This is a genomic window from Pedobacter sp. AC402 (assembly GCF_979252805.1).
In genome coordinates this window covers 1024534-1047068 of sequence record NZ_CEEDAI010000009.1, presented here as the reverse complement: position 1 = coordinate 1047068, position 22535 = coordinate 1024534, and the positions used below count along the sequence as shown (strand labels likewise).

Annotated in this window: 22 protein-coding genes and 1 tRNA gene; 13 read left to right on the top strand and 10 right to left on the bottom strand. The window is 38.5% G+C overall.

The window, feature by feature from the left end; translation table 11 throughout:
• The first annotated feature begins 8 nt into the window (after nucleotides 1-8).
• The 8 genes from AC0IWE_RS15340 to AC0IWE_RS15305 all read left to right on the top strand — a co-directional run bounded on the left by AC0IWE_RS15340 (nucleotide 9) and on the right by AC0IWE_RS15305 (nucleotide 5934).
• Complete coding sequence (locus AC0IWE_RS15340; RefSeq protein ID WP_471793745.1) at nucleotides 9-809, top strand: DUF4099 domain-containing protein; 801 nt, start codon at nucleotides 9-11, stop codon at nucleotides 807-809.
• Nucleotides 810-1272: 463 nt separating this feature from the next.
• Nucleotides 1273-1590 carry a hypothetical protein gene (locus AC0IWE_RS15335; RefSeq protein ID WP_056095014.1) on the top strand — a complete coding sequence of 106 codons (318 nt, stop codon included), beginning with the start codon at nucleotides 1273-1275 and terminating at the stop codon, nucleotides 1588-1590.
• Nucleotides 1591-1610: 20 nt separating this feature from the next.
• Complete coding sequence (locus AC0IWE_RS15330; protein ID WP_056095011.1) at nucleotides 1611-2474, top strand: hypothetical protein; 864 nt, start codon at nucleotides 1611-1613, stop codon at nucleotides 2472-2474.
• 23 nt (nucleotides 2475-2497) lie between these two features.
• Complete coding sequence (locus AC0IWE_RS15325; RefSeq protein ID WP_056095008.1) at nucleotides 2498-2698, top strand: hypothetical protein; 201 nt, start codon at nucleotides 2498-2500, stop codon at nucleotides 2696-2698.
• A gap of 5 nt (nucleotides 2699-2703) precedes the next feature.
• Nucleotides 2704-3528, top strand: a complete 825-nt coding sequence (locus AC0IWE_RS15320; protein ID WP_056095006.1) for a DNA adenine methylase — start codon at nucleotides 2704-2706, stop codon at nucleotides 3526-3528.
• Nucleotides 3525-4199, top strand: coding sequence for a hypothetical protein (locus tag AC0IWE_RS15315; protein WP_471793744.1), 675 nt, complete (start codon nucleotides 3525-3527; stop codon nucleotides 4197-4199). Before AC0IWE_RS15320 ends, AC0IWE_RS15315 begins: the two co-directional genes overlap by 4 nt.
• A 184-nt stretch (nucleotides 4200-4383) precedes the next feature.
• Nucleotides 4384-4566, top strand: a complete 183-nt coding sequence (locus AC0IWE_RS15310) for a hypothetical protein (RefSeq protein WP_265857057.1) — start codon at nucleotides 4384-4386, stop codon at nucleotides 4564-4566.
• 51 nt (nucleotides 4567-4617) lie between these two features.
• Nucleotides 4618-5934, top strand: coding sequence for a recombinase family protein (locus tag AC0IWE_RS15305; RefSeq protein ID WP_471793743.1), 1317 nt, complete (start codon nucleotides 4618-4620; stop codon nucleotides 5932-5934).
• Between the two features lie 255 nt (nucleotides 5935-6189).
• Here AC0IWE_RS15305 and AC0IWE_RS15300 read toward each other — a convergent pair.
• Nucleotides 6190-6262 (bottom strand) — tRNA-Met (locus AC0IWE_RS15300).
• 232 nt (nucleotides 6263-6494) lie between these two features.
• Complete coding sequence (locus AC0IWE_RS15295) at nucleotides 6495-7136, bottom strand: hypothetical protein (protein WP_471793742.1); 642 nt, start codon at nucleotides 7134-7136, stop codon at nucleotides 6495-6497.
• Between the two features lie 805 nt (nucleotides 7137-7941).
• Between AC0IWE_RS15295 and AC0IWE_RS15290 the strand changes: the two genes are divergently transcribed.
• The 3 genes from AC0IWE_RS15290 (at nucleotide 7942) to AC0IWE_RS15280 (ending at nucleotide 11129) form a co-directional block, all read left to right on the top strand.
• Entirely contained in the window at nucleotides 7942-8322 is a 381-nt protein-coding gene (locus AC0IWE_RS15290) for an START-like domain-containing protein (protein WP_055911440.1), read from the top strand.
• A gap of 30 nt (nucleotides 8323-8352) precedes the next feature.
• On the top strand, nucleotides 8353-9777 hold the full coding sequence (locus tag AC0IWE_RS15285) for an LptF/LptG family permease (RefSeq protein ID WP_471793741.1): 1425 nt from the start codon (nucleotides 8353-8355) through the stop codon (nucleotides 9775-9777).
• Nucleotides 9778-9917: 140 nt separating this feature from the next.
• Nucleotides 9918-11129, top strand: a complete 1212-nt coding sequence (locus AC0IWE_RS15280; RefSeq protein WP_055912011.1) for a bifunctional 3,4-dihydroxy-2-butanone-4-phosphate synthase/GTP cyclohydrolase II — start codon at nucleotides 9918-9920, stop codon at nucleotides 11127-11129.
• Nucleotides 11130-11856: 727 nt separating this feature from the next.
• Here the strand turns inward: AC0IWE_RS15280 and AC0IWE_RS15275 are convergent.
• The 3 genes from AC0IWE_RS15275 to AC0IWE_RS15265 are packed head-to-tail and all read right to left on the bottom strand — an operon-like array spanning nucleotide 11857 to nucleotide 16103.
• Nucleotides 11857-13374, bottom strand: coding sequence for a translocation/assembly module TamB domain-containing protein (locus tag AC0IWE_RS15275; protein WP_471793740.1), 1518 nt, complete (start codon nucleotides 13372-13374; stop codon nucleotides 11857-11859).
• Nucleotides 13358-15469, bottom strand: a complete 2112-nt coding sequence (locus tag AC0IWE_RS15270; protein ID WP_471793739.1) for a translocation/assembly module TamB domain-containing protein — start codon at nucleotides 15467-15469, stop codon at nucleotides 13358-13360. The genes AC0IWE_RS15275 and AC0IWE_RS15270 overlap by 17 nt, the downstream gene beginning before the upstream one ends.
• Nucleotides 15459-16103 (bottom strand): hypothetical protein, encoded by a 645-nt coding sequence (locus tag AC0IWE_RS15265; protein ID WP_471793738.1) that lies wholly within the window; start codon nucleotides 16101-16103, stop codon nucleotides 15459-15461. Before AC0IWE_RS15265 ends, AC0IWE_RS15270 begins: the two co-directional genes overlap by 11 nt.
• A 263-nt stretch (nucleotides 16104-16366) precedes the next feature.
• On the opposite strand from AC0IWE_RS15265, the gene tsaD reads away from it, so the two are divergent.
• The gene (gene tsaD, locus AC0IWE_RS15260) at nucleotides 16367-17368 is read left to right on the top strand and encodes a tRNA (adenosine(37)-N6)-threonylcarbamoyltransferase complex transferase subunit TsaD (protein WP_471793737.1); all 1002 of its coding nucleotides are present in this window, start codon (nucleotides 16367-16369) and stop codon (nucleotides 17366-17368) included.
• A gap of 132 nt (nucleotides 17369-17500) precedes the next feature.
• On the top strand, nucleotides 17501-17698 hold the full coding sequence (locus AC0IWE_RS15255; protein ID WP_055911432.1) for a hypothetical protein: 198 nt from the start codon (nucleotides 17501-17503) through the stop codon (nucleotides 17696-17698).
• A gap of 229 nt (nucleotides 17699-17927) precedes the next feature.
• Here the strand turns inward: AC0IWE_RS15255 and recA are convergent, their stop codons facing one another.
• The 5 genes from recA to AC0IWE_RS15230 form a co-directional block, all read right to left on the bottom strand.
• Nucleotides 17928-18941: a recombinase RecA gene (gene recA / locus AC0IWE_RS15250; RefSeq protein ID WP_055912009.1), complete on the bottom strand. Its 1014-nt coding sequence runs from the start codon at nucleotides 18939-18941 to the stop codon at nucleotides 17928-17930.
• A 136-nt stretch (nucleotides 18942-19077) separates the two neighbouring features.
• Nucleotides 19078-19743: an endonuclease III gene (nth, locus tag AC0IWE_RS15245; RefSeq protein ID WP_471793736.1), complete on the bottom strand. Its 666-nt coding sequence runs from the start codon at nucleotides 19741-19743 to the stop codon at nucleotides 19078-19080.
• 247 nt (nucleotides 19744-19990) lie between these two features.
• Nucleotides 19991-21184, bottom strand: coding sequence for an MFS transporter (locus AC0IWE_RS15240; protein ID WP_471793735.1), 1194 nt, complete (start codon nucleotides 21182-21184; stop codon nucleotides 19991-19993).
• 332 nt (nucleotides 21185-21516) lie between these two features.
• Nucleotides 21517-21711, bottom strand: a complete 195-nt coding sequence (locus AC0IWE_RS15235; protein WP_055911421.1) for a hypothetical protein — start codon at nucleotides 21709-21711, stop codon at nucleotides 21517-21519.
• 87 nt (nucleotides 21712-21798) lie between these two features.
• Nucleotides 21799-22383: an RNA polymerase sigma factor gene (locus tag AC0IWE_RS15230; protein WP_471793734.1), complete on the bottom strand. Its 585-nt coding sequence runs from the start codon at nucleotides 22381-22383 to the stop codon at nucleotides 21799-21801.
• Nucleotides 22384-22535 lie beyond the last annotated feature (152 nt).

Below are 22535 nucleotides of genomic sequence, written 5' to 3'. Positions count from 1 at the left end.
ACGAATTTATGAAAAATATAATTATCGAGGAGGCCCTGCCCGTTGCAGAGCTATCCAGGCTAGGGCTATACGACGGGACCAGGTACTTATTGGACGACACAGACATTGCTGCACTTCTTTCGGGCAGGAGAACTTCTTTATTGAACCTAAAGAATCTGGTCAGCGAGGCTTTTGCTATTGATAGCCTGGATGCTAAGCTATCCTTAAACCTGGATGAAGATAGTCTCCACGAGATAAAATTGCATCCTATTTACAAGGAGACGAAACTGTCTCCGGATTTATTGGATGTTGAAGCTGATGCGCTGGTCGCAGGAGAGGTTAAGAATATTGCAAAACCCATTAATTTTCCTGATGGCACGAATAGGACTATCGTATTTGAATATGATAGTGAAACCAGGGAGTTCATTTCCTATGATCCAAAAGGGGTAGAGGTTCCATTTCAGATCAACGGAGAGAAACTAGATGTAAAGAAAAGTAAGGATTTTGCCCTAGGACGCATTGTGCAGCTAATCGATGGGACGATGATTCAACATAGGGCCAGTGAGCCCAAGGGGATCGTAGCCAGCCGTACAGCACTTATCTTAACTTTTTTGAAAGACGGTAAAGCCGCGGGTTTTTTATTAAAAGATCTCGCTCCCATAATGGATTCAAGTATTCATCAGACTCCCTTTTCACTAGGCTTTGAATCAGCATTCCTGGAATTGAAAAAAAACGATGGCGCAATTTCAGACGAGATGTTGCAGCAGAGAGAACTCGATGAGTTCAAAAACGAGTATAGCCGCGGCTATAGTCATGGCATATCTAGATAAATATGGACAGAGAATGGGTTATGTGCGATGGTTTCGCATACCTGATTCCTTACGGGCTGCCAGAGATATGTATCCGTACCGTTTATCTTTTTTATGAAAAAAGGGATTGTCTAAAAGTTCTGTCGGATGCTACCTCAGTCAAATTTCGGGATGCCGCGCTGGCAACGTTTGGTTTTCTTGCTCTTCCGGAAGGTATAATACGCATCAGCTTGGTATTCCCCAATGCGAAATTCGTGACTGTATTCGGAGATGATCTGCCTGCAATCGTATTAACCTGTAAGATTTCGCTATGGCTGAAAGGATTTGACGCAACTTTTCTGGTTTTATCCCATCATGTGATTTTCACTTTTAAGTCATGCGAATTTTCATGTGCGGAATCACTCTTTTCACTTAATAGGTTTTGTAAGATCACCGGATTTAGGACTAATCTAAGGCCTTTGCAAATCCGGTAAAATCCATTCCCATGATTCCAGAAATTTTCAAACAGGATATAAGTCTCGATATCCGGGTATTTGGATTCGATGTCAATGTCAATTATGTGTACAACTGGCCCAGCAAAAGAAATGATGAAAAAGAGCCAACCGTTGTACACCTGGAGTTTCGCTCAGATTCCAATATTATATCCGGTACCGGCTACCGGTCACATTTTCTCTTTTCTGCTTTTTTAAAGGATTGCGGATATGCGTCCATCGAGGAACTGGCAATCTCCCTTGGCGAACACCTCGCCCGGGAAAATGGCTATAGCCCTCCCCAGCCTGAGCGACAGCTTAGCCTATTTTGATTAATTAATAATATATTCTTATGAATGAACAAAATTTGGATTATCTAAAAAAGAGCCTGGATTATCTGGGCTTTGGAACAAAACTTAACGATGTTCTTGAATCAGCAATTTCCAGGGAACTCCCTGCTTTTACCCTCGGAGTTACGCAAAGCTACACATCTGCCAACGCCAAAAAGAATCCTGCAATTGGTTCCGATCAGGTCAGGTTCATGCTGAATTTCAACCGCTCCAAGCAGAGCGATATGTATTTTCTGAACGATTATGAGGTAACTCTGAATAAGGCCGGAAGTGCCTTGCCTATCAGACAAATCTTTGATCTGGAAAGGGACAACCGGATTACGGTGCTACAGGCCTATAAACTACTCTCTGGGAACTCACTTGAACGGGATGTTTACACCAAATTGGAAAACAGTGAGGGTTCGGAAAAGAAAAAGGTTTGGTTTAAGCTCAACCTTGATGTTCAGGATGCCTACGGGAATCATCCCCTGAAAAAATTCTACCCCGAATTCAAGTTTGAGCTATCTGATGCCATAGACAAATATCCGTTCAAGGGTCTTACTGAACTTGGAAAGGATGGTATGATGAAAATGCTGAGAAGTGGCCATCTGGCACCGGCCGAGATGATGGTGGGTAAGAAAGCCGTTGCTGTAATGGTAACCGCGAATCCCCAGTTTAAGGGACTTGATGTTTATGATAAGAACATGGCCATTATCCGCCAGGATGAAATCTTTCCTAAAAAAGAAGAGCAAAAAGAAAGCACGGCCTCCGCTGAGCAAAGAACTTCCCAAAAAAGCGAAATCGATGCCAGCAATACAGAAGAGCGGTTTCCATGGGAAAACCAGCGGGATGGTGATACCTCCCAAAGCGAGGAAATAGGAAGATAATCTTTTGTAACAGCAAAGAAAAAATGAGAAAGCTTTTAGCTAAGATAGACCGCATCCGCGCAAGCGGATGGGTTACCCTTGATCTTAAGGAAGATCACCTGCTATATAACTTAAACGGCAAGCGCTTTCAGGTAGAAAGTATGGCTACGCCCGATATCAAGTGCAGGGTGTCGGTAATGATTGAGGGTGAAAAAGTTGATTTAAGCATTGACGACTTGTATTAGAATTTATGACCAAACTAAAATTAAGAACCCCCATAAGCTATTATGGGGGTAAGCAAAAATTAGCCAGGCGCATTGTTTCGGTAATTCCGCCGCATGTGCTTTATTGTGAGCCTTTTATTGGTGGCGCGGCGGTATTCTTTGCTAAAGAACAATCAAAGGTTGAGGTAATTAATGATACCAATAAAGAACTGATGAATTTTTATAGGGTAGCGAAGGAGGATTTTACTTCACTAGAAAAGGAGATCAGGATCTCTCTTCATTCCAGGGATCTGCACAGAAAGGCTTCGGTGATCTATAACAATCCGGATATGTTTTCGGAGGTAAAAAGGGCATGGGCAGTCTGGTTGACTTCATCACAGAGCTTTTCTTCGCAGCTTGACAGCAGTTGGGGATATGATAAATCAGGTAATACCACAACAAAAAAAATAAATTCCAAGAAAGAAGGATTTGTTGAAGAAATGGCTATCAGGCTCCAGAACTGCCAGATAGAATGCGCAGATGCGCTTTACATCATCGCAAGCCGCGATACCGCAGATAGTTTCTTTTACTGTGATCCGCCCTACTACAACTCTGACTGTGGTCACTATGACGGTTATTCTGAAGGGGATTTTGAAGCCCTTCTTTTTTTACTGGCCGGAATAAAAGGCAAGTTTTTGCTCTCTTCCTACCCATCTCCAATATTGGAAAAATATGCCAAAGAACATGGCTGGCATCAATGGTCGGTAAAGCAACAGGTTTCCGTTAATGCAAAAGGAGGAAAGCAGAAAAGCAAGACGGAGGTGCTAACAGCTAACTACCCGATAGACCTAAAGACGGAATTTGGAGTTTGAAAGTAAAGGAAATAAACCCAGAATTGCTGGCACTTTATCATGGTTCGCTTGGACTGGACGGTATGAAAATAAACATCCAGTCCGGTAAAGGAGTTGGCTGGAATGCTCTCACTTTGGGAAATGCATTTTATACTTCAATAAGTGAGGACGCCGCCTGCCTTTTTAGCCATCTCGTACTCCAGAAGTCAAGACTGAACGGTGAAGCGGGGTTTGATAATCTTGGATATGCCAAAATCTATAAGATAACACTCAGTAAGGATGCCAGCATTTTGGATGCTGACAAAGCTCTGGACGCATCTCGCGTCCGGAGTATTTTGCTGTGCGCAGGAGTTTCCGAGCGATACCTAAATCACCGGCACGATGACCAGCTCTCTGATTTTTACAAGGTTGCTGATCTGCTCTGCTACGGGATGAACTGGGAAGGTAACCGTAATGAATATCTTACAAGGGTACTGGGTTACGACGGACTTTTAATTAAAGAGAGAGCCTGGGAAAACTGGGATTATTATCCGTCAGGCATTGGGATTGACTGGGATAAAATAAACGACCCGAAACTTTGGCCACCAAAAACAGTCGCGATATACAATACAGATCGTGTAGCGGGATTTGAGGTGATCCGCGATGACGTAATTGATTCTTTGGCGATAGATCATTCAGATTTGCAAAGATAAATTATTAACAGGAGACTCATGTGCTCATCTCAAAATGTGAGTACATTAATGATAGATGTACCCCAGTTTATACCTATTTGCATCTATTTCTAACAGGAGCGTAATTAATTGTGATTATCCAATCCTGTTATTCTTCAGAATACCTTTCTAAAAATATTTGTTACTCAAAATAAACGTCATGGATATGGAGTTTGATTTAAATATAGAAACTATTGTGCGCCAGCATGATCTAACCATAGAAGAGGTGCTTTCAAAGCAAATGTTTTCACATTTTACCGAGGAGCAGGCTAATGATGTGATCCTTACTATCAAAAAAATGTCTATAATCATTTTTAATGCAAGTGAAAAAAAGGAGCAAAAAACTTGATAAAATAATTGATTATTAGTATCTTATAGTGTAATCAAAGAAGTATTATTTATGTCAGACATCTTTTTTTTCGACTCATTTGCAAAAGGGAAACAAAATAAAAAAGTTTCCAAAAGCTTGGAATGCGTTATCTATACAAGGGTTAGTAGTAAAGAGCAGGCTGATAATTTAAGCCTGGGAACCCAATTGAAGGCATGTATGCTATACGCAGAGAAATTTGGGTTTAATATTGCCGCTCAGTTTGGGGGAACCTACGAAAGCGCTGAGAACGATGAGAGAAAGCAATTTACCGCCATGCTTTCTTTCGTGAAAAAATTCAAAGGAAAAATATCTTCTATCTTAGTGTATAGTCTGGAGAGGTTTTCAAGAAATGACAACTCAATCTGGCTTAGCGGAGAATTGAGGCGCTTAGGTATAGAAATAATTTCCGTAACACAACCTATTGATACCTCGAGTGCTTCGGGTCAGATGCAACAAAAGTTGTTGTTCCTGTTTGGCGAGTTTGACAATCAATTGAGAAAGCAAAAATGTAGTGCTGGTATAAAAGAGATGTTACTGCGTGGTGATTGGCCGACTAATCCCCCTTTAGGATTTGAGATTGACAGATCGAAGAACAAAAGGCAGATTGTTATAAATGGGAAGGGAAGGCTCATTCGTCAGGCCTTTGAATGGAAAGCTTATGAAAATGTGTCAAATGAGGTAATTCGCGATAGGTTGGCGGCTAAAGGACTAAAATTGATTCATCAGCGAATCTCAGAAATCTTTAGAAATCCATTCTATTGTGGCTTGATGGTGCACAATATGTTGGAGGGACAAGTGGTTGTGGGCAATCACGAGAAATTAATTAGCAGGGAACTTTTCTTAAAGGTTAACGGTATGCTAGATAAGATTCCCCATGGTTTTTCACTAAATGAAGAAAATGTGCACATTCCTTTGAAGCGCTTTATGGTATGTGCCGAATGCGGGAAGCCGTTGAGTGGCTACCTCGCACGCAAAAAGAATATACATTATTATAAATGCAAAACCAAAGCTTGCTGTAATAACAAAAATGCTGATTCTCTTAATTCCAGATTTGCAGACATACTTGATTTCTTTAAAATTGACATTGCCAAGGAATATATAGAACTATTGGTTGAGCAGGTTGCTGCAACATTTAACCAGTTGACTCAAAATAAGCAAGCGGATCTATTAGAGTTGGAGAACAGCCACAGAGAAGTGAAGAAGAAGGTGGAGCGATTAGAGGAAAGATATATTGAAGAAGATATAAGTCAGGAACTTTACACAAAGTACCATGAGAAATATTCGGACGAAAAAGAGAAATTGAGCGGAATTTGCTCATCCTGTCTAATAAAAGTTCGAACCTTTTAAAATGTGTTAGGTTGGCTATAGAATATGCCACTCAGCTACCTTTAAACTGGCTTTCTGGTGATTACCATACTAAGCAACAACTCCAAACATTACTGTTCCCTAGTGGTATGAGTTATGATAAGAAAAATGATAAAGTTCGAACCACTGAAATAAATTTAGTGTTTTTGTATATAGCTTATTTTCAGCAACTTATCAGTAAAAAGAAAAGAGGCATACCAGAATTATCTCTGGATTATGCCTCTTTTGCCGATTCGGTAGCGGGAGCAGGATCGAACTGCCGACCTCAGGGTTATGAATCCTGCGCTCTAACCATCTGAGCTACCCCGCCGGGTCAAAATATTTGTGATGCAAGACAAATATTTATATGGTTATTTTTTGGAGCTGCAAATATAAGACTTAATTTCTTTTCAGTGAAATTAAATGTGAAATATCCTTTAATAGCTTTTATATCAGTGCTTTTATTTGTTTGGGCTACTCATAAAAGCTCTTAAATCTCTGTTATCTTCTTAAACAATGTACGCCATTGTAAATCAGCTTTAATGTTTGCTGAATTCGAAATGTTATTTGGTTTTAACGAATATATATTTTATGTTATACCAGGCAATCTCGTCATTCCTGTTTTTCATCTCTGCGGGGCTTTTAAAGAGATATTGATTGTTATTAAAATAGCGGAAGTATTTTACTTCACCAGAGTTGTGTCCGTTTTCTCCAACCATGGATGGCGGAGTATGTTTTTGGAAACTGTAAAAGCACACATAGTGTTCTATGGTGTCGCTTTTTTTTATGCCATAAAATTCCCAGAAATCGGCATATCGGTTCCATCGGTAAACGCTATCTTTCCTTAACTCATATTTGAAATTATTAATCTCATATTCAAAAGGTGTTTCGGAAATGCTGTCTTTTGTAACGGTTAATGTATTATAAAAGTAATCGGCTAATTTTGTGGAATTCCAAAAGGATTCAGGTTTCTCCTGATTTGAAACTTCAATACCTCCCTGGTCAGAACCCCTGTAGGCCTTAAAATCTATAATTTCTTTACGTAAAAAAGTGTATGATGCTGTTACTTTTTTGGTTCCACCATCAGTCTTTTCAGGTAAATTAGGTATATCGTTATTCTTACGGCAAGATTGTGCTAAAAATAGGCACGAAACAAATAGAAAAAAAATGGTGCTGTTTTTAAAAAGAATTGGTTTTATCATCATTCGATATAGATGGTTTTAAATGTTATAATTATACTTTCTCCGTAATAATGATTAAACGAAGGTAGCCAAATCGGATTATAAAACCAAATTTAATTAGATAGTGATGTATTATTAATATGTTAAATTGGCTTGGCTTTATTTTCAAAGGGTGATTATTTGTTATGGTTATCAACATATCTCTAGGCTTACTTCTGCTGTACCCTATATTCACCTTTTCTTTACCCTTTAGGTAAGCAAAAGTTAACCAATAGTAAGCAAAAGGTGAGAGGATAGGTAAAGTCAAGGGTTAACATGGGGTTTACCTGGTATCAAAGAAAAGGTAGAAAATTATCCAAACAGGACAGTTTGCAATTGGCAGTTTGCAGTCGCGCATGACGAATGAATATTGAACTAATTAAACCAACTCTGTGTGCTTTGCGCCTTCTCTTTGTGATTAAAAATGGGAAATGGACAATGAAATAGTTCACCAGCTCTGTGCTTTGCGCCTTCTCTTTGTGATCTTTGTGGTTAAGATGGGAGATGTAAAGTGTACGATGATCCGATAACTATAGGATGACAACGAAAAAAGGCAGCCTGTTAGTGAGTCCTGCGTCGATTCAAGCATCTCCAACAATTAACCGGTTTCTACAGTTCATCAATTCATCATCCCCCCTAAATAAAACCCGATAAATGAGCCTATTGTATGAGCCATGATACAAAAAATGCGGGTGTTAATGATAAGTGTTGCAGATATAGAATAAATTACCTTTCTTTAGAAAAATAATATTAAATAATAGTCCGGAAATTATTCTGGTAGTGTACTAACATGGCAGAAAAGAAAAAATTTACACTCGAGTACGAAGTTAGATCGTCACCAAGAATATTGTACAGTTTTATAAGTGAGCCAAACGGCTTATCTCAGTGGTTTGCCGATGATGTAAATTTCCGCGATCAGGTATACACCTTTACCTGGGATGATGAGCAGTTAAAAGCTAAGCTGGTTTCTATTAAGGAGAATAAGCTAGTCAAATTTAAATGGCTGGATGATGAGCCTCAATGTTATTTTGAGATGGAAATTGTACAGGACGAACTAACCAATGATGTAGCCCTTTCCATTACCGATTTTACCACCGATGAGCTTCTTGCAGAAAAAAAGTTAATCTGGGATAACCAGATCGATTATCTGATTAGTGTTTTGGGTGCATAAAATTACCTTCGCATTGTTTACCTTTGTAAGGTGAAAAAAATACATCTTCTTTTAATAAAGGCATTTGTGAAACCATTCATCGCAACATTTTTTGTGATGATGTTTATCCTGTTAATGTTCTTTCTCTTTAAATGGATTGATGATCTCATAGGAAAAGGTTTCGAATGGTACACCATTCTGGAGCTGATGTATTATGCCTCAGCCGCCAACGTATCCATGGCACTGCCACTTTCGGTGCTGCTTTCCTCTATCATGACTTTCGGTACCCTTGGCGAAAATTACGAACTTGTAGCCATTAAATCAGCAGGTATTTCCCTTCAAAAAGCCATGCGTCCGCTCTTTGTGGTGATTTTGATGCTAACCATAGCTTCCTTCTTTTTTGCCAATTACATGCTGCCCAAAGCCAACTTAAAATTCGGCTCGCTTTTATACGATGTGCGGAATAAAAAATTGTCATTCCTAATTAAACCAGGAGTGTTTAATAATGCTATTCCAGGTTACGCCATCCGTGTCGATTCTAAAGAAGAAGATGGCACTTTACACAACATCATGATTTACGATCACCGTGAAAATAGCGGGATTCCTAAAGTTATTTTGGCGAAAGAAGGCAAGATGAATAAAACCACCGATGGTAAATTCCTGGTGCTGAACCTAAAAAACGGTGTGCAGTATGAAGAGCAGGCTTCTAAAAATGGCATGTACAATCCTAGACAGATCTTTACGCGGAACAGGTTCAAGGAAACCTCGCCACGTTTCGATATGTCGTCATTTGATCCCAGCACCACAGATCCGAATGCTTTTGGTAACAGTACCCCAATGCTTAACCTGAAAGGGATTGCCAGAAAACGCGATTCACTCACCAAACAACTCGATACTCTTCAATTAAGAACCATTGCCAACCTTACCAGTAACTTTAAACAGTTTAATACCACTAAGGGATACACCAAGGTAAAAGCCGTTCCGAAAGTAATTGATGATGTGATTCTGAAAAGCATACCGAACGGATCGCGCAAACTGGCCCTCGATAACGCAACAAATGTGGTGGCAAACGTAATGCAACATGTACCCAACTGGGCCCCACGCCAAACCGATTTAACAGGCGAAATTATTTTTGCCACAGTAGAATACCAACGTAAATTTACCCTCGCAGCATCTTGTATCCTGTTGTTTTTTATCGGTGCGCCATTGGGTGCCATCATCCGAAAAGGAGGGATGGGCTTACCCGTTGTAGTGGCCATCTGTTTCTTCCTGGTGTACCATATTATCACTACCGTAGCCGAAAAATCTGCACGAGAAGGAAACCTGAACCCAATATTCGGAATGTGGATTGCCGTAATTGTGCTATCGCCTTTAGCTGCCTTTTTAACCTATAAAGCCACTGTAGATTCTGCCCTTTTTGATGTAAACTACTACAAGCAGATCATCGTTAAAGTGTTTAAAAAGAAGGCAAAATAGCCCCTGTTTCCTTTACTTACAGATGATATATTAAATTAGATAATGCTTAATAAGGTTGTACATTTGTACGGGTTTATTGTTACTGCATAAATTACATTTAATGCGCCCTAAGCACAGTATGCCCCATAATGCTAAATAAAATGCAAACAAAATTAAACACAATAGAAGAAGCTATCGCAGATATAAAAGCTGGTAAAGTAATTATTGTTGTAGATGACGAGAATAGAGAGAATGAAGGTGATTTTTTAACGGCGGCAGAAAACGCAACTCCGGAGATCATCAATTTTATGGCAACTTATGGTCGCGGTTTAATCTGCGCACCCCTAACAGAAGAACGTTGCAAGGAGCTTAACCTTAGCCTCATGGTAGGTAAAAACACAGCTGCTTACGAAACCAATTTTACCGTTTCGGTAGATCTTGTTGGCCATGGTTGTACCACAGGGATTTCGGCAAGCGACCGCTCAAAAACGATGTTAGCCTTAGTTGATCCTAAAACCAACCCTGAAGAGTTGGGCAGACCCGGACATATTTTTCCATTGATCGCCAAAGATGGTGGTGTAATCCGCCGTGCTGGCCATACAGAAGCTGGTGTAGATTTAGCGCGTTTAGCCGGAATGAAACCAGCAGGTTTATTGGTAGAGATTTTAAAAGAAGATGGTGAAATGGCCAGGCTTCCGGATCTTTTTAAAATTGCAGAACAGCACCAGTTAAAAATTATATCAATTGAAGATTTAATCGCTTACCGTTTAACCATGGATAGCTTGATTAAACAGGAGGTAACCATCGATTTACCCACAGCTTGGGGCGATTTTAAAATGACGGCTTACACCCAATTGGATAATAATGCCACTCACCTGGCCATTTCTAAAGGTACCTGGACTGCCGATGAGCCTATTTTAGCGCGTGTGCACAGCTCATGTGTAACAGGTGATATTTTTGGCTCTTGTCGCTGCGATTGCGGACCACAGTTGCACAAAGCTTTGGAGATGATTGAGAAAGAGGGTAAAGGAATTGTGGTGTACATGAACCAGGAAGGTAGAGGTATCGGACTGATTAATAAACTTCGTTCATACAACCTACAGGACGCCGGTTTTGATACCGTTGAAGCCAATATTAAACTAGGTTTTAAAGGTGATGAACGAGATTATGGTGTAGGAGCACAAATCCTGAGGTCAGAAGGTGTTACCAAAATGCGCTTAATGAGCAACAACCCAACCAAAAGAGCTGGCTTAATTGGTTATGGTTTAGAAGTAGTAGAAAATATTCCGATCGAAATTGCCAGTAATGTGCATAATGAACGTTATTTAACTACCAAAAGAGATAAAATGGGCCATTCGATTATGAAAGGGTAATTCAGTTTGAAATTTACAGCTTGAAGTTTACAGTATAGATTACGTAAATTGAAACCATATATAAAACCAACAGTTGAACAGGTGTTTAATTGTTGGTTTTTTTTGATACTATGGGTCGCCTGTCAATGGTAGCGTAGTTGAAGGACTTTAACCACAGATTTACACCGAGATCAGTTTTGCCACGGAAACAGAGAACGCACGGAGAATTCACAGATGATCATTTACATCGTCCTCGTTTATAACGAGGATGTACGAGTAAAGCGATTTCATCGCTCTTAAAAGAATTATTTTCGCATTGCAAATGCATACCTCAAAAATCCTCGTTACGAACGAGGATTATTTAACTCAGCATAACATAATTAAGGAGAATTGCTTTCAAATGAATACTAAGCGATCAATCCCCATACTTACGTCCTCCTGAACTTGTTTCAGGATCTTCTTTGCAATGGGGATCGCTAATCTACATCGTCCTCGTTTGTAACGAGGATGTACGAGTAAAGCGATTTTATCGCTCTTAAAGGAGTTATCTTTGCATTGCAAATGCGAACCTCAAGAATCCTCGTTACAAACGAGAACTATTTAACTCAGCATAACATAATTAAGGAGAATTGCTTTCAAATGAATACAAAGCGATCAATCCCCACACTTACGTCCTCCTGAACTTGTTTCAGGATCTTCTTTCCAATGGATCGCTAATCACCAAATCACTACCAACAATTTACCCTCATTACCTCCGCTGGCTGCCTTTTGATTGGTTAATAATCGCATCCTTGTTAATCGATTTGTTGGTTTTAACAGGTTTCTCACCTTGCTTACGTTTTAAATTCCTTCGGTAAGCACCAGAAATTTTCTGAATAAACTCTTTAAATGTATCAAACTGCTGGGTGTACACCAATCCAAATGAAGTTACATTTGCCGTTGCGCTTATCCCGCTGTTTAAGAAAATACTTTGTTGTGTAGGTGGCTTATTGGCAGCTTTAACGGTTAAACTTCCATCTTTTTTTAATAAATAGAGGGCTTCCACTTCGCTGCCAACATTGTTATTGTTAAAGCTAATAATGGTGAAATCATTTAAACTATTCCTATCTACGATACCTGCATTAATGATTAGTCGGTTATTAAAGAATTTAAATGATGCATTCGCCTCGCTTAGTGATCGCACATTCAGATCCACAAAGTTTAAATTTAACGAAGAAAGTACATTGTTAAACTGGTTAAATACCAACTCGGTTGCCGTACTTGTGGCGGTAGAACTCAACTGGTTTCCAATCGATTCACCACCGTTACCAGGTGCAAAACTTCTTCTGATAATTAAACTGAAAGCCTGTAAGTTCAGGTTATTCTGATCGCTGAAATAGGTTTGCAATTCTTCTTTAATTGAAGGTTGTGCCGGGAAATTAATATCCAGTTTAATATCTGGTTTTAACAACAAGCCTGTTAAACCCATTTCCACTTCCGTGTTTACCCTTTGGTTGGCATTGCTACTCGCATCACGATTGGCAGCTTTGTAAAGGTCGTTCAAACTTGCTCTCAGCGCATATACAGCTTTTAAGTTGATTTGTGCAGCAGTCGGATTTCCCGTCCAGCGAATGGTTCCACCTTGCCTGATTTCGAATTTTTTATTGATTACTTCCTGCGCGGTAAAATCAAAACTTCCGGTTTCAATAATGTAATCTCCTGACATTTCAAAATCACCAAAACTATTGATGTTCAGGTTTAAATCTGCATTACCTTTGCCACTTAGGTTGCCCAGCGTGGTAAAAATATTGGCAGTAGTATTCTGATCTATCGTAAGTTTAAAGGTAAGGGTTAAACCATCAAAATTGGTTTTCTTCTTCACCAGCGCAGTCGAATCCCTCGAAACGAAATTAATGAAGTCTTTATCAGATATGGTTTCAGAACTGTTTAAAGGTAAATTGAAAACCGTGCCTTTTTCAGTTTTGGCTTTAATATCGATCTTCATCTTATTGGTAGGTCCGGTAAAGCTAAACACCCCGGTTCCATACGCGCGACCGTAATATACAGAATTGTCTTTTGCCGTTGTATTCAGTGCCATTAAATTATTGGCTTCAAGCTTCACATTTAAGGTTGGGTAATTAATGTCGTTCAAATCTACCGTACCATCCTTAACTGTTCCCTCGTGGCCCTCCAAATCCTTTATCGTAAAGTCTTCCAGCTTAATTACGCTGTTATTTACCTCCACTTTATCTGTAATGACATAAGTGGTTTTAAGGTAATTTACCATGAGCTCGGCCTTTATCCAAAGATAAACTTCCATTTATTTCGGGTTTACTCAGTTTTCCTTTTACGGTTAAATCAGCAGATATGTTTCCTTTGAGGTTTGATACCAGCTCTTTTACAAATGGCTCTAAAATGGTGAGTTTACTCTCGTCCATCTTTACCCCAAGGTCAATCTCTTTCTCTTTTAAATCAAGATTTCCCGTTAGTTTAAAAGTTTCCGAACCATCTGCCACCACACGTGTAAATACATTTACCTTATTACTTTCATTGTTGTACGATGATGTATCGGTTAAAGTGCCAATATAGATGTCGTTAAAGTTCAGTGAATCGATTTTTAGATCATCAGTTAACCTTGGTGCTTTTAAAACACCGTACAAATCGGTTGTGCCGTTTAGGTTTCCACCCAGTTTCACGCCAAAACCTTTGGTAAAAGGATTAAGGGTTTTAAGGCTGAAATCTTTAAAACCAACGCTGATTAAATCTTTAGGGTCTTCAGAAATCAATCCATCAATAATCAACTGTTGTTTTCCGTTGGTTAGGTCAAAATTGCTAATTTCAGTTTTACCGTTGTTCAGTACAATTCTTACTTTTTCCTGTATGCGCCATTCTTCACTGTTTATCTTTAAAATTGAAGGCAATACGCTCAACCTTGCTGTTGTGTCCTGGTTTTTGGTAAACTCCACCAAACCGTTCAAATCAAGCTGGTTGGCCTCATCTGAGTTAGACATTTTGACGTTGAAGGCCAAACTATCGTTCCGTAAAATATTGGAAATGTTGACGTCTTTAATAAATAAACTATCATTAATCTGTACCCGATCAGATGTTACAATCAGCTGAAGCTGTTGTGGAGTAGTGTTTTCATCAAGAATAATGTTGTTTACCACAACTCCATTGTATTTTAGTTTCCGCACAAAACCATTTAAGGTGGCTGTATTGTTCCGTGAATCGAAATCACCTGTTAAGGTGGCACCTTCTTCGAGCTCTAAACCTGGCGCAAAAATCTGCGACAAAGGTTCGAATTTTTTCACCATAAGGTTGAACTGGAATATCTGGTTTTTGTACTTAATGATATCAGCTTTTAATGAAGGAATGTAAGTTTTAGCAATGGCTTTATAGTATGAAACAATTGAGTTAAGATCATACTCACCTTTAATGCTGGCATCTAAAATATCCGAACGGATATCAAGTACACGGTTGGCACCTGTACCATTAGCCATAAGTTGCACCGAATCTACGCTATATACACCCTTAGGATTTTGTAACCTGATCTCTTCAATCAACAACTTGCCCGAAATATTATCAAGGTTTGTCCCTGAAAAATTAGTGGTAAATTTAGCATCCACCATCAAAGAGTCTTTCAGGAGTTTTAGGGCCTTTAATTTCGCTTTGGAAATGGTTGCATTAAAGTTGAAAACAGGTAGTTTAGGATTTAGGTTTACGCCACCATCAAATACCAGTTTAACATTCCGGTCGTTAATACTCAGTTTACCATCGAAATACTTTTTATCAAACGTACCGTCAATTTTTACATTATGATACCTGTAATTGTTAAAGTCGATATAGGTTACATCGCCATTTATTTTCTCGGTCAAACTTTTAAGTTCCGTTCCGCGTCCTTTTACATTTAGAGAAGAAGTGATGCGGCCGAGGCTTTTTTCGCCAATCAGCTCGCCAACATTAAAATCGTAGCTTTTTACACTTCCGGTATAAGAAGGAACATCCTTTTTATCAAGCTTCATGTTTACATCAGAAACCAGGCGACCAAGTTTTGTCTTAAATTCGCCATAAGCAATAAAGTCGTTCTGAAAGCCTGTAAAGCTTCCGTTAAAGTTAATGTTGCCGAATTTATTTACAATTGCCGGCACAATTTTCTTTTTGCTGTTGGTAATGCCTCCGAGTACCTCATCCAGATCGGTTTTATTTGTTCCTGCCATTTCGATGTTCAGGTCCATAAAGGTTTCCTTCCATTTCGGTAAGCCCTTTAAAATAAAATCACCTTTTATGTGAGTCGCTTTTCCGGTTCGTATAGAAAGCTTCTTGGCTTTAAGGTTATTCACTAAACCGGTAATCTGGCCATCTACATCCAGATCAAGTTTCATGGTATTCAGGCTCAGGAGCAAAAAAAGCTATATCTCTGGAGGTAATATGGCTATCCTTGAAAATTGCCTTCATCCTCACATTATCGATGTAGTGGTTAAAATCTTTATAACTTTTAAACCGCATCTGGTAATAATCAGTTAAACGGCTTTGGTTGGTTTCCAATAACAGATTTTTTAACTCAATGGCATTGCTATCTATCGTGGTTTGTGCGGTAAGGTTTTTCAGGTAAAATCCGCTACGCTCTTTAAAAGTTAAATTTTTAATATTGGTTTTAACCAAATGGTTTTTGGTATCCAATCCTTCAAAAATTCCGCTCAGTTGTTTCACATCAACGTTGTCGAAGTTTACACTTTTTCCCTGGGTTGTATCTTTTGCATTATAGTTAATATATCTGAAAGCAAATTTGTTCAAAATCAGGCGTCGCAAAGTCACGTCGAAAGGTTTGCTTTTCTTTTTCTTTACCGTAGGTTTACCAGAATCGAAGTAGTTAATGATAAAATCGAGATTAGAAGACTTATCTTTGAAATCCTTTAGGTAAAACTGTCCGTTATTAATTTGAACGGTGTTGATATCAATAATCTTTTTATCAATGGACAATTGATTAATATCGACCATAAATTGGGGAGTGCTCAATAAAGTGTCTTTTTGAAGATCAAGCACCAGTAAATCTTCAAGAACGATAGATTTAAAGGGTTTGATATAAAGGCTTTTGATTGATATAGTAGTTTTGAGCTCTTTTGATAAGTATGCAGCAGCCCTCTGAGCAAAATAAGTTTGAACAGGCTTAAATTGCAGAGAAAAAATAACAAGCGCGAGCAGCAAAATTATTGATGCGATTACCCAAAGGAGTATTTTAAATAGTTTTTTAATAATTTTGCAGCTTAAATATTAATAATTTGTCTGTTATACTTGCTATTGAGTCTTCTTGCGATGATACATCCGTTGCTATTTGTAACAACGGCAAAATTACTGCCAATGTTATTGCAAACCAAACAATTCATCAAAATTATGGTGGTGTTATTCCTGAATTGGCTTCAAGGGTACACCAACAAAATATTGTACCTGCCGTACAACAAGCGTTAATTGATGCCAATGTTACAAAACAGGACATAAATGCCGTTGCTTTTACGCGTGGGCCCGGTCTTTTAGGTTCATTACTGGTTGGTGTTTCTTTTGCAAAATCTTTTGCTTTAGCCTTAAATATACCTTTAATTTCTGTCAATCATATGCATGCGCACATTTTAGCGCATTTTATTGACGATCCAAAACCTTCCTTTCCGTTTTTATGCCTTACTGTTTCTGGTGGCCATACGCAGATTGTTTTGGTTAAGGATTATTTCGACATGGAAATTGTTGGCGAAACCCTGGATGATGCTGCAGGTGAAGCTTTTGATAAAACAGCTAAACTTTTGGCTTTACCTTACCCTGGCGGACCATTAATCGATAAACATGCGAAGCATGGAAATCCGCTTGCTTTCAAATTTGCTGAACCGCAGATTGCGGATCTGAATTTTAGCTTTAGTGGTTTTAAAACCTCTATCCTTTATTTTATCCGGAAGCAGGAAAAAGATAACCCTAATTTTATTGCAGAAAATTTAGATGATATTTGCGCCTCAGTTCAACATAGTATTGTGCAGATATTACTGAATAAGTTAAAAAAAGCTGCAGTACAATATAATATTAAAGAAATTGCGATTGCAGGGGGAGTTTCAGCAAACTCGGGTTTGAGAAATGGCTTACAGCAAACTGCAGAAGAATTTGGTTGGAAAATTTATATACCAGCTTTTCAATATTGTACTGATAATGCTGGAATGATTGCCATTGCAGGTTATCAAAAATATTTGAAGCAGGATTTTGTTGGTCAGGATGTTTCACCACTTGCAAGGATGGAATTTTAGAGGAATTTTATGGTGTAACTTATTAAATGCGTTACATCTTCCGTGGGGTCCGTGATAAACATAGGTAACTTTGAACTGTAAGCCGCCAACTGAAAACTGGCAAAAAGAATTGATTAAATTGAATTTATATATATGACTGGAGCATCGTTGATATTTTGGATTGTTTGTGCGATACCGTTAATCGGAGTTTTATACTGGTTGATTAGAAAGGATAAGAATAAACTAAAGGGAAGTTGGGGCGTAATTATTTTGGGTGCTTTGGTTATTGCGGCGCTTTTGGTAATTGTATACGTAACAAAAGATTTCAGTGCCGTATTTAGTCAGAATTAGGTAGAGGGTTCTCCTTATATATAATAACGAAAACTGCCCTATTGGAATTTGAGCGTTTTGTTAACGCGGCAATTTTGCTAATTGAATAGCTATCAAAATATTTTATGCCTCATTCAGTAAGAATTAATTGAGTGGTATTTCGAAATATATTATAAAACAATCCGCCCTGCTAAATAATCTTTAACAGGGCGGTTTTTTATCTTTAACTAATAATGGCTGATTTATTTGTTTATTTTTCAGCTAATTTATCACCAGTTACTTCGGCTTTAATTTTAACTTCTAGTTCTTCGGCAAGTTCAGGATTATCGCTTAACAATTGTTTCACAGCATCTCTACCTTGACCAAGTTTGGTATCTCCATAAGAATACCATGATCCTGCTTTTTTGATGATACCAAAATCAACACCTAAATCAACAATCTCTCCGTTTTTAGAGATACCTTCTCCAAACATTACATCAAATTCTGCAATACGGAAAGGCGGAGCCACTTTATTTTTTACAATTTTTACTTTAACACGGTTACCTGAAACTTCGTCAGAATCTTTGATCTGAGAAATACGACGGATATCTAAACGTACAGACGCATAAAATTTCAAGGCATTACCACCTGTTGTTGTTTCAGGGTTACCAAACATTACACCAATTTTATCACGCAACTGGTTAATGAAGATACAGCAACATCCGGTTTTAGAAATTGTACCGGTTAATTTACGTAAGGCCTGGCTCATTAAACGGGCATGTAAACCCATTTTACTGTCGCCCATTTCTCCTTCAATCTCACTTTTAGGAACCAAGGCCGCAACAGAGTCAATAACGATTACATCAATTGCACCTGAGCGGATCAGGTTATCAGCAATTTCCAAGGCCTGCTCACCGTTATCTGGTTGAGAGATTAATAGGTTGTCGGTATCTACACCCAGTTTCTTTGCATAAAATTGGTCAAAAGCATGCTCCGCATCAATAAATGCTGCAATGCCACCTTTTTTCTGTGCTTCAGCGATAATGTGTGTAGCTAAAGTTGTTTTACCAGAAGATTCCGGGCCATAAATTTCGATTACACGACCTTTTGGAATACCTCCAATACCTAAAGCAATATCCAAGCTAATTGATCCTGTAGAAATAAAATCTATCGGCTCAATGGCAGTATCGCCAAGTTTCATGATGGTACCTTTGCCGTATGATTTCTCTAGTTTATCTAAAGTAAGTTGTAGGGCTTTTAATTTATCTGGATTTGCAGTGCTCATTTCTTTTTTCATTGATTGCGTAAATATAATCGATTCTCGGCTAATATGATCAAATGTTGATATTTATAATACTAATATATTTAGCTAAGGTAAATGTTTTTTAGCTAATGTCAATAGTAAATGTAAAATATTTTTTTTAAGCCCTTAATTTATCTCTTTCGTTTTGAGCAGTTAAGCGTTCGAAGTACCTGCACATGTAGGTAATTTCGCAAACATCACATTTTGGGCTTCGGGCTACGCAAACATAACGGCCATGCAGAATAAGCCAGTGGTGTGCAATATGGATATCATGCTCTGGCAAATGTTTTACCAGATCTTTTTCTACAGCAAGCGGGGTTTTACCATTGGTTAAACCTAAACGGTTGGCCACTCGGAAAACATGCGTATCAACCGCCATGGCTGGCGCATTGTAAATTACCGAGGCGATAACATTTGCAGTTTTACGGCCAACACCAGGCATTTTCTGTAAATCATCAATACCAGAAGGCACTACATCATTAAATTCGTTAAGCAAAATATTAGCCATGCCCACCAGGTGTTTGGCCTTATTGTTAGGATAACTAATGCTTCTGATATAATCGAAAACGATATCGGGTGTGGCTTCTGCCAATGCTCTGGCATTCGGGAAACGTTGAAAGAGGGCTGGAGTAACCATATTTACCCTTTTATCAGTACACTGTGCAGATAGGATTACCGCCACTAAAAGCTGATAAGGATTGTTATAATGTAATTCGGTTTCTGCATCAGGCTGCTTGGCCGAAAAATGTTCTACAAAAAGTTTGTAACGTTCTTTTTTAAGCATGGCCAAAGATAAGAGATAAATTGTTATTGGTTCACCCGTTCGTTGGTCAATGGTTCCTTAGTCGATAGTTTGTTAGTCGATAGTTCATTGGTCAATAGTCCAATAGTTTGTTGGCCAATTTTCTATTAGTCTATTAGTTAATCGTCTTAACTGTTTTGTAAACCAAAAAAAAAATATTTGCTGTATTGTCTTTGAAGTTTTTATCAAAAAAGAATAAGGCTGCTGATGAATTGCTGGTTAAAGTTAATTAGTGCATAACAACCAACTTCTCTTTGCTTTCTGTTTCGAGTACTGGTTTTGAACTGGTGCTTTTAATTAACCAAAAAGCAAATAGGGCGCCTACCAGTGCCATTGCTGCACCCACATATGCAGGTGAAGTATAATCGAAACCATAAACCAATGGAAGTCCGCCGAAGAAAGCACCCAGGGCATTGCCAATATTAAAACTTGCCTGACTTGCTGATGCCGCCAACATTTCTGAACCTTTGGCACTCTGGATCATCAGCATCTGGATTGGTGCGGCCAACGCGAAAGCTACTGCTCCGGTAATAAAAGTCATGATTAAAGCCAATGGCTGACTTGCTGAAACAAAGTGCACAATGGTTAGTGTAATTACCATGGTTAACAGTAATGCTGCAGATGCTTTTGCCGGAGAAAATTTATCAGCAAGTATGCCACCAATGTAATTGCCACAAAGCATGCCTATGCCTGCCAACATTAAAATATAGGTAACTGCATTTGGCGAAAAACCTGCAACATCTGTCATAAGTGGGGCAATATAGCTGTACCAGGTAAATAAACCACCGGTGCCTATGGAAATCATAAAGATGATGATCCAGGCTTCCCTCTTTTTGAAAAAGCTTAACTCTGCTTTTAAATCTCGGTTTTTAGTGGCTTCCAAAGCTGGAAGCCATAATTTTAAGCTTAATAAAGTAACCAGTCCGACAAATACAACAACTGCGAAAGAAATGCGCCAGGAGAAATTATGACCGATAAAGGTACCCAATGGTACGCCAACAATATTTGCAATGGTTAGGCCCATAAACATGAGCGATACCGCCTGTGCGGCTTTTCCTTTTCCTGCTATTCTGCTTGCTACTACCGATCCTACGCCGAAAAATGCACCATGAGGTAAGCCAGAAAGTAATCTGGCAATAAATAAAGTATTAAAAGTAGGCGCAAAAGCCGAAAAGGCGTTAAATACGGTAAACATAACCATCAAAGCAATTAGAATCATTTTTGGTGGATATTTACCTGCGATCATAATCAATAAAGGCGCGCCAATTACTACCCCTAAGGCATAAGCCGAAATCAAATGCCCGGCCTGTGGAATGGTTACGGCTAAATCCTTTGAGATATCAGGGAGCAGACCCATCATAACAAATTCTGTTATGCCGATGCCTAAACCGCCTAATGTGAGTGGAAGCAAGTTCTTGTTCATAGCGTACTTAGTGTTAAATTTACACTATGCAAAGGTAATGCTTTTTGTATTAGGGCATTGTAAAAATTAGGCCATTTATGAAGGCATGTGAGAGGGGCAAAGTAGGATAGGGTTAATGGTTAGGTAGTGGATAGTATATGATCAAATAGTTAAATCAAATAGTTTATGATGTAAGCTTAAGGGGTTATAACTAATATTGCACCATCACTTGTGAAACTGTAGCCGCGTTTGCAATTATCAATAAACAAATGGCAAGAGAACTATTGGAATCTTAAAATAAAAAAAGCTTGCTCCACCCTGTGGAACAAGCTTTTTGGCTCGTGTAAAATTTACTACTTGGCGCGGCTGTAAGCTAAAATCTTGTTGATGGTTTCATCTTGAGGATTTTTAGCCAGTCGATCTAACTTACCTTTTATTTGATCGTAAAATAAGTCGATTTCTGCGTCCGATTCAATATCAGTTTTAGGCTGAAACATGTTGGGTGTAGGTAAATTTACATTTGTTTTTGATGTAGAGGTTTTTGTCATAAGCACTGAATGTGATAAGTTTTATAAACTTAACGATAGTTCAGATGCTTTATTTCAACCCCTAAAATATTTTATGTAACATTTTTACTACCCTTTGTAGGTCATCTCTTTAGTTTTAAGCATTTTGCGCAGGTTACTTAAGGCGTAACGCATTCGGCCAAGTGCTGTATTAATGCTTACTTCGGTTAAATCAGCTATTTCTTTAAAGCTTAAATCTGCATAATGGCGCATTAAAAGCACTTCTTTCTGCTCATCAGGCAATAAATGGATCATTGCTTTTAAATCTTTATGGGTTTGATCGCGAAGCATTTTATCTTCTGCGCTCTCATCATAAAAGTGTAGCATATTGAATACATCCATACCATCGGCACTGGTGATGATGGGTGTCCGTTTTTCTTTCCTGAAATAATCAATAACCAGGTTATGCGCAATACGCATCACCCATGGTAAAAACTTACCTTCTTCGTTATATCTTCCCAATCGCAGGGTATTGATTACTTTTATAAATGCATCCTGAAAAATATCCTCCGCCAGGTATTGGTCTTTAACCAATAAATATATAGAGGTATAAATTTTGCTTTTATGTCTTCTTAAAAGTTCCTGCAATCCATTCTCGTTCCCGGTAATATATACCTTTACCAGGTCCTGATCATTATATGATTGTAAATTCATAGGTTTACCTACACTAAATCCCGTACTATTTGCTAAAAATTAATTTGTAGATGTTTAATTTCTATAGCTGCTCTCCTATGTTTTTTGAATGTGTTAGTTTGGTTTTGAGGTTGTTAATATCCAAAGAAAGTTATTTTTTTATCAAAAAGCAA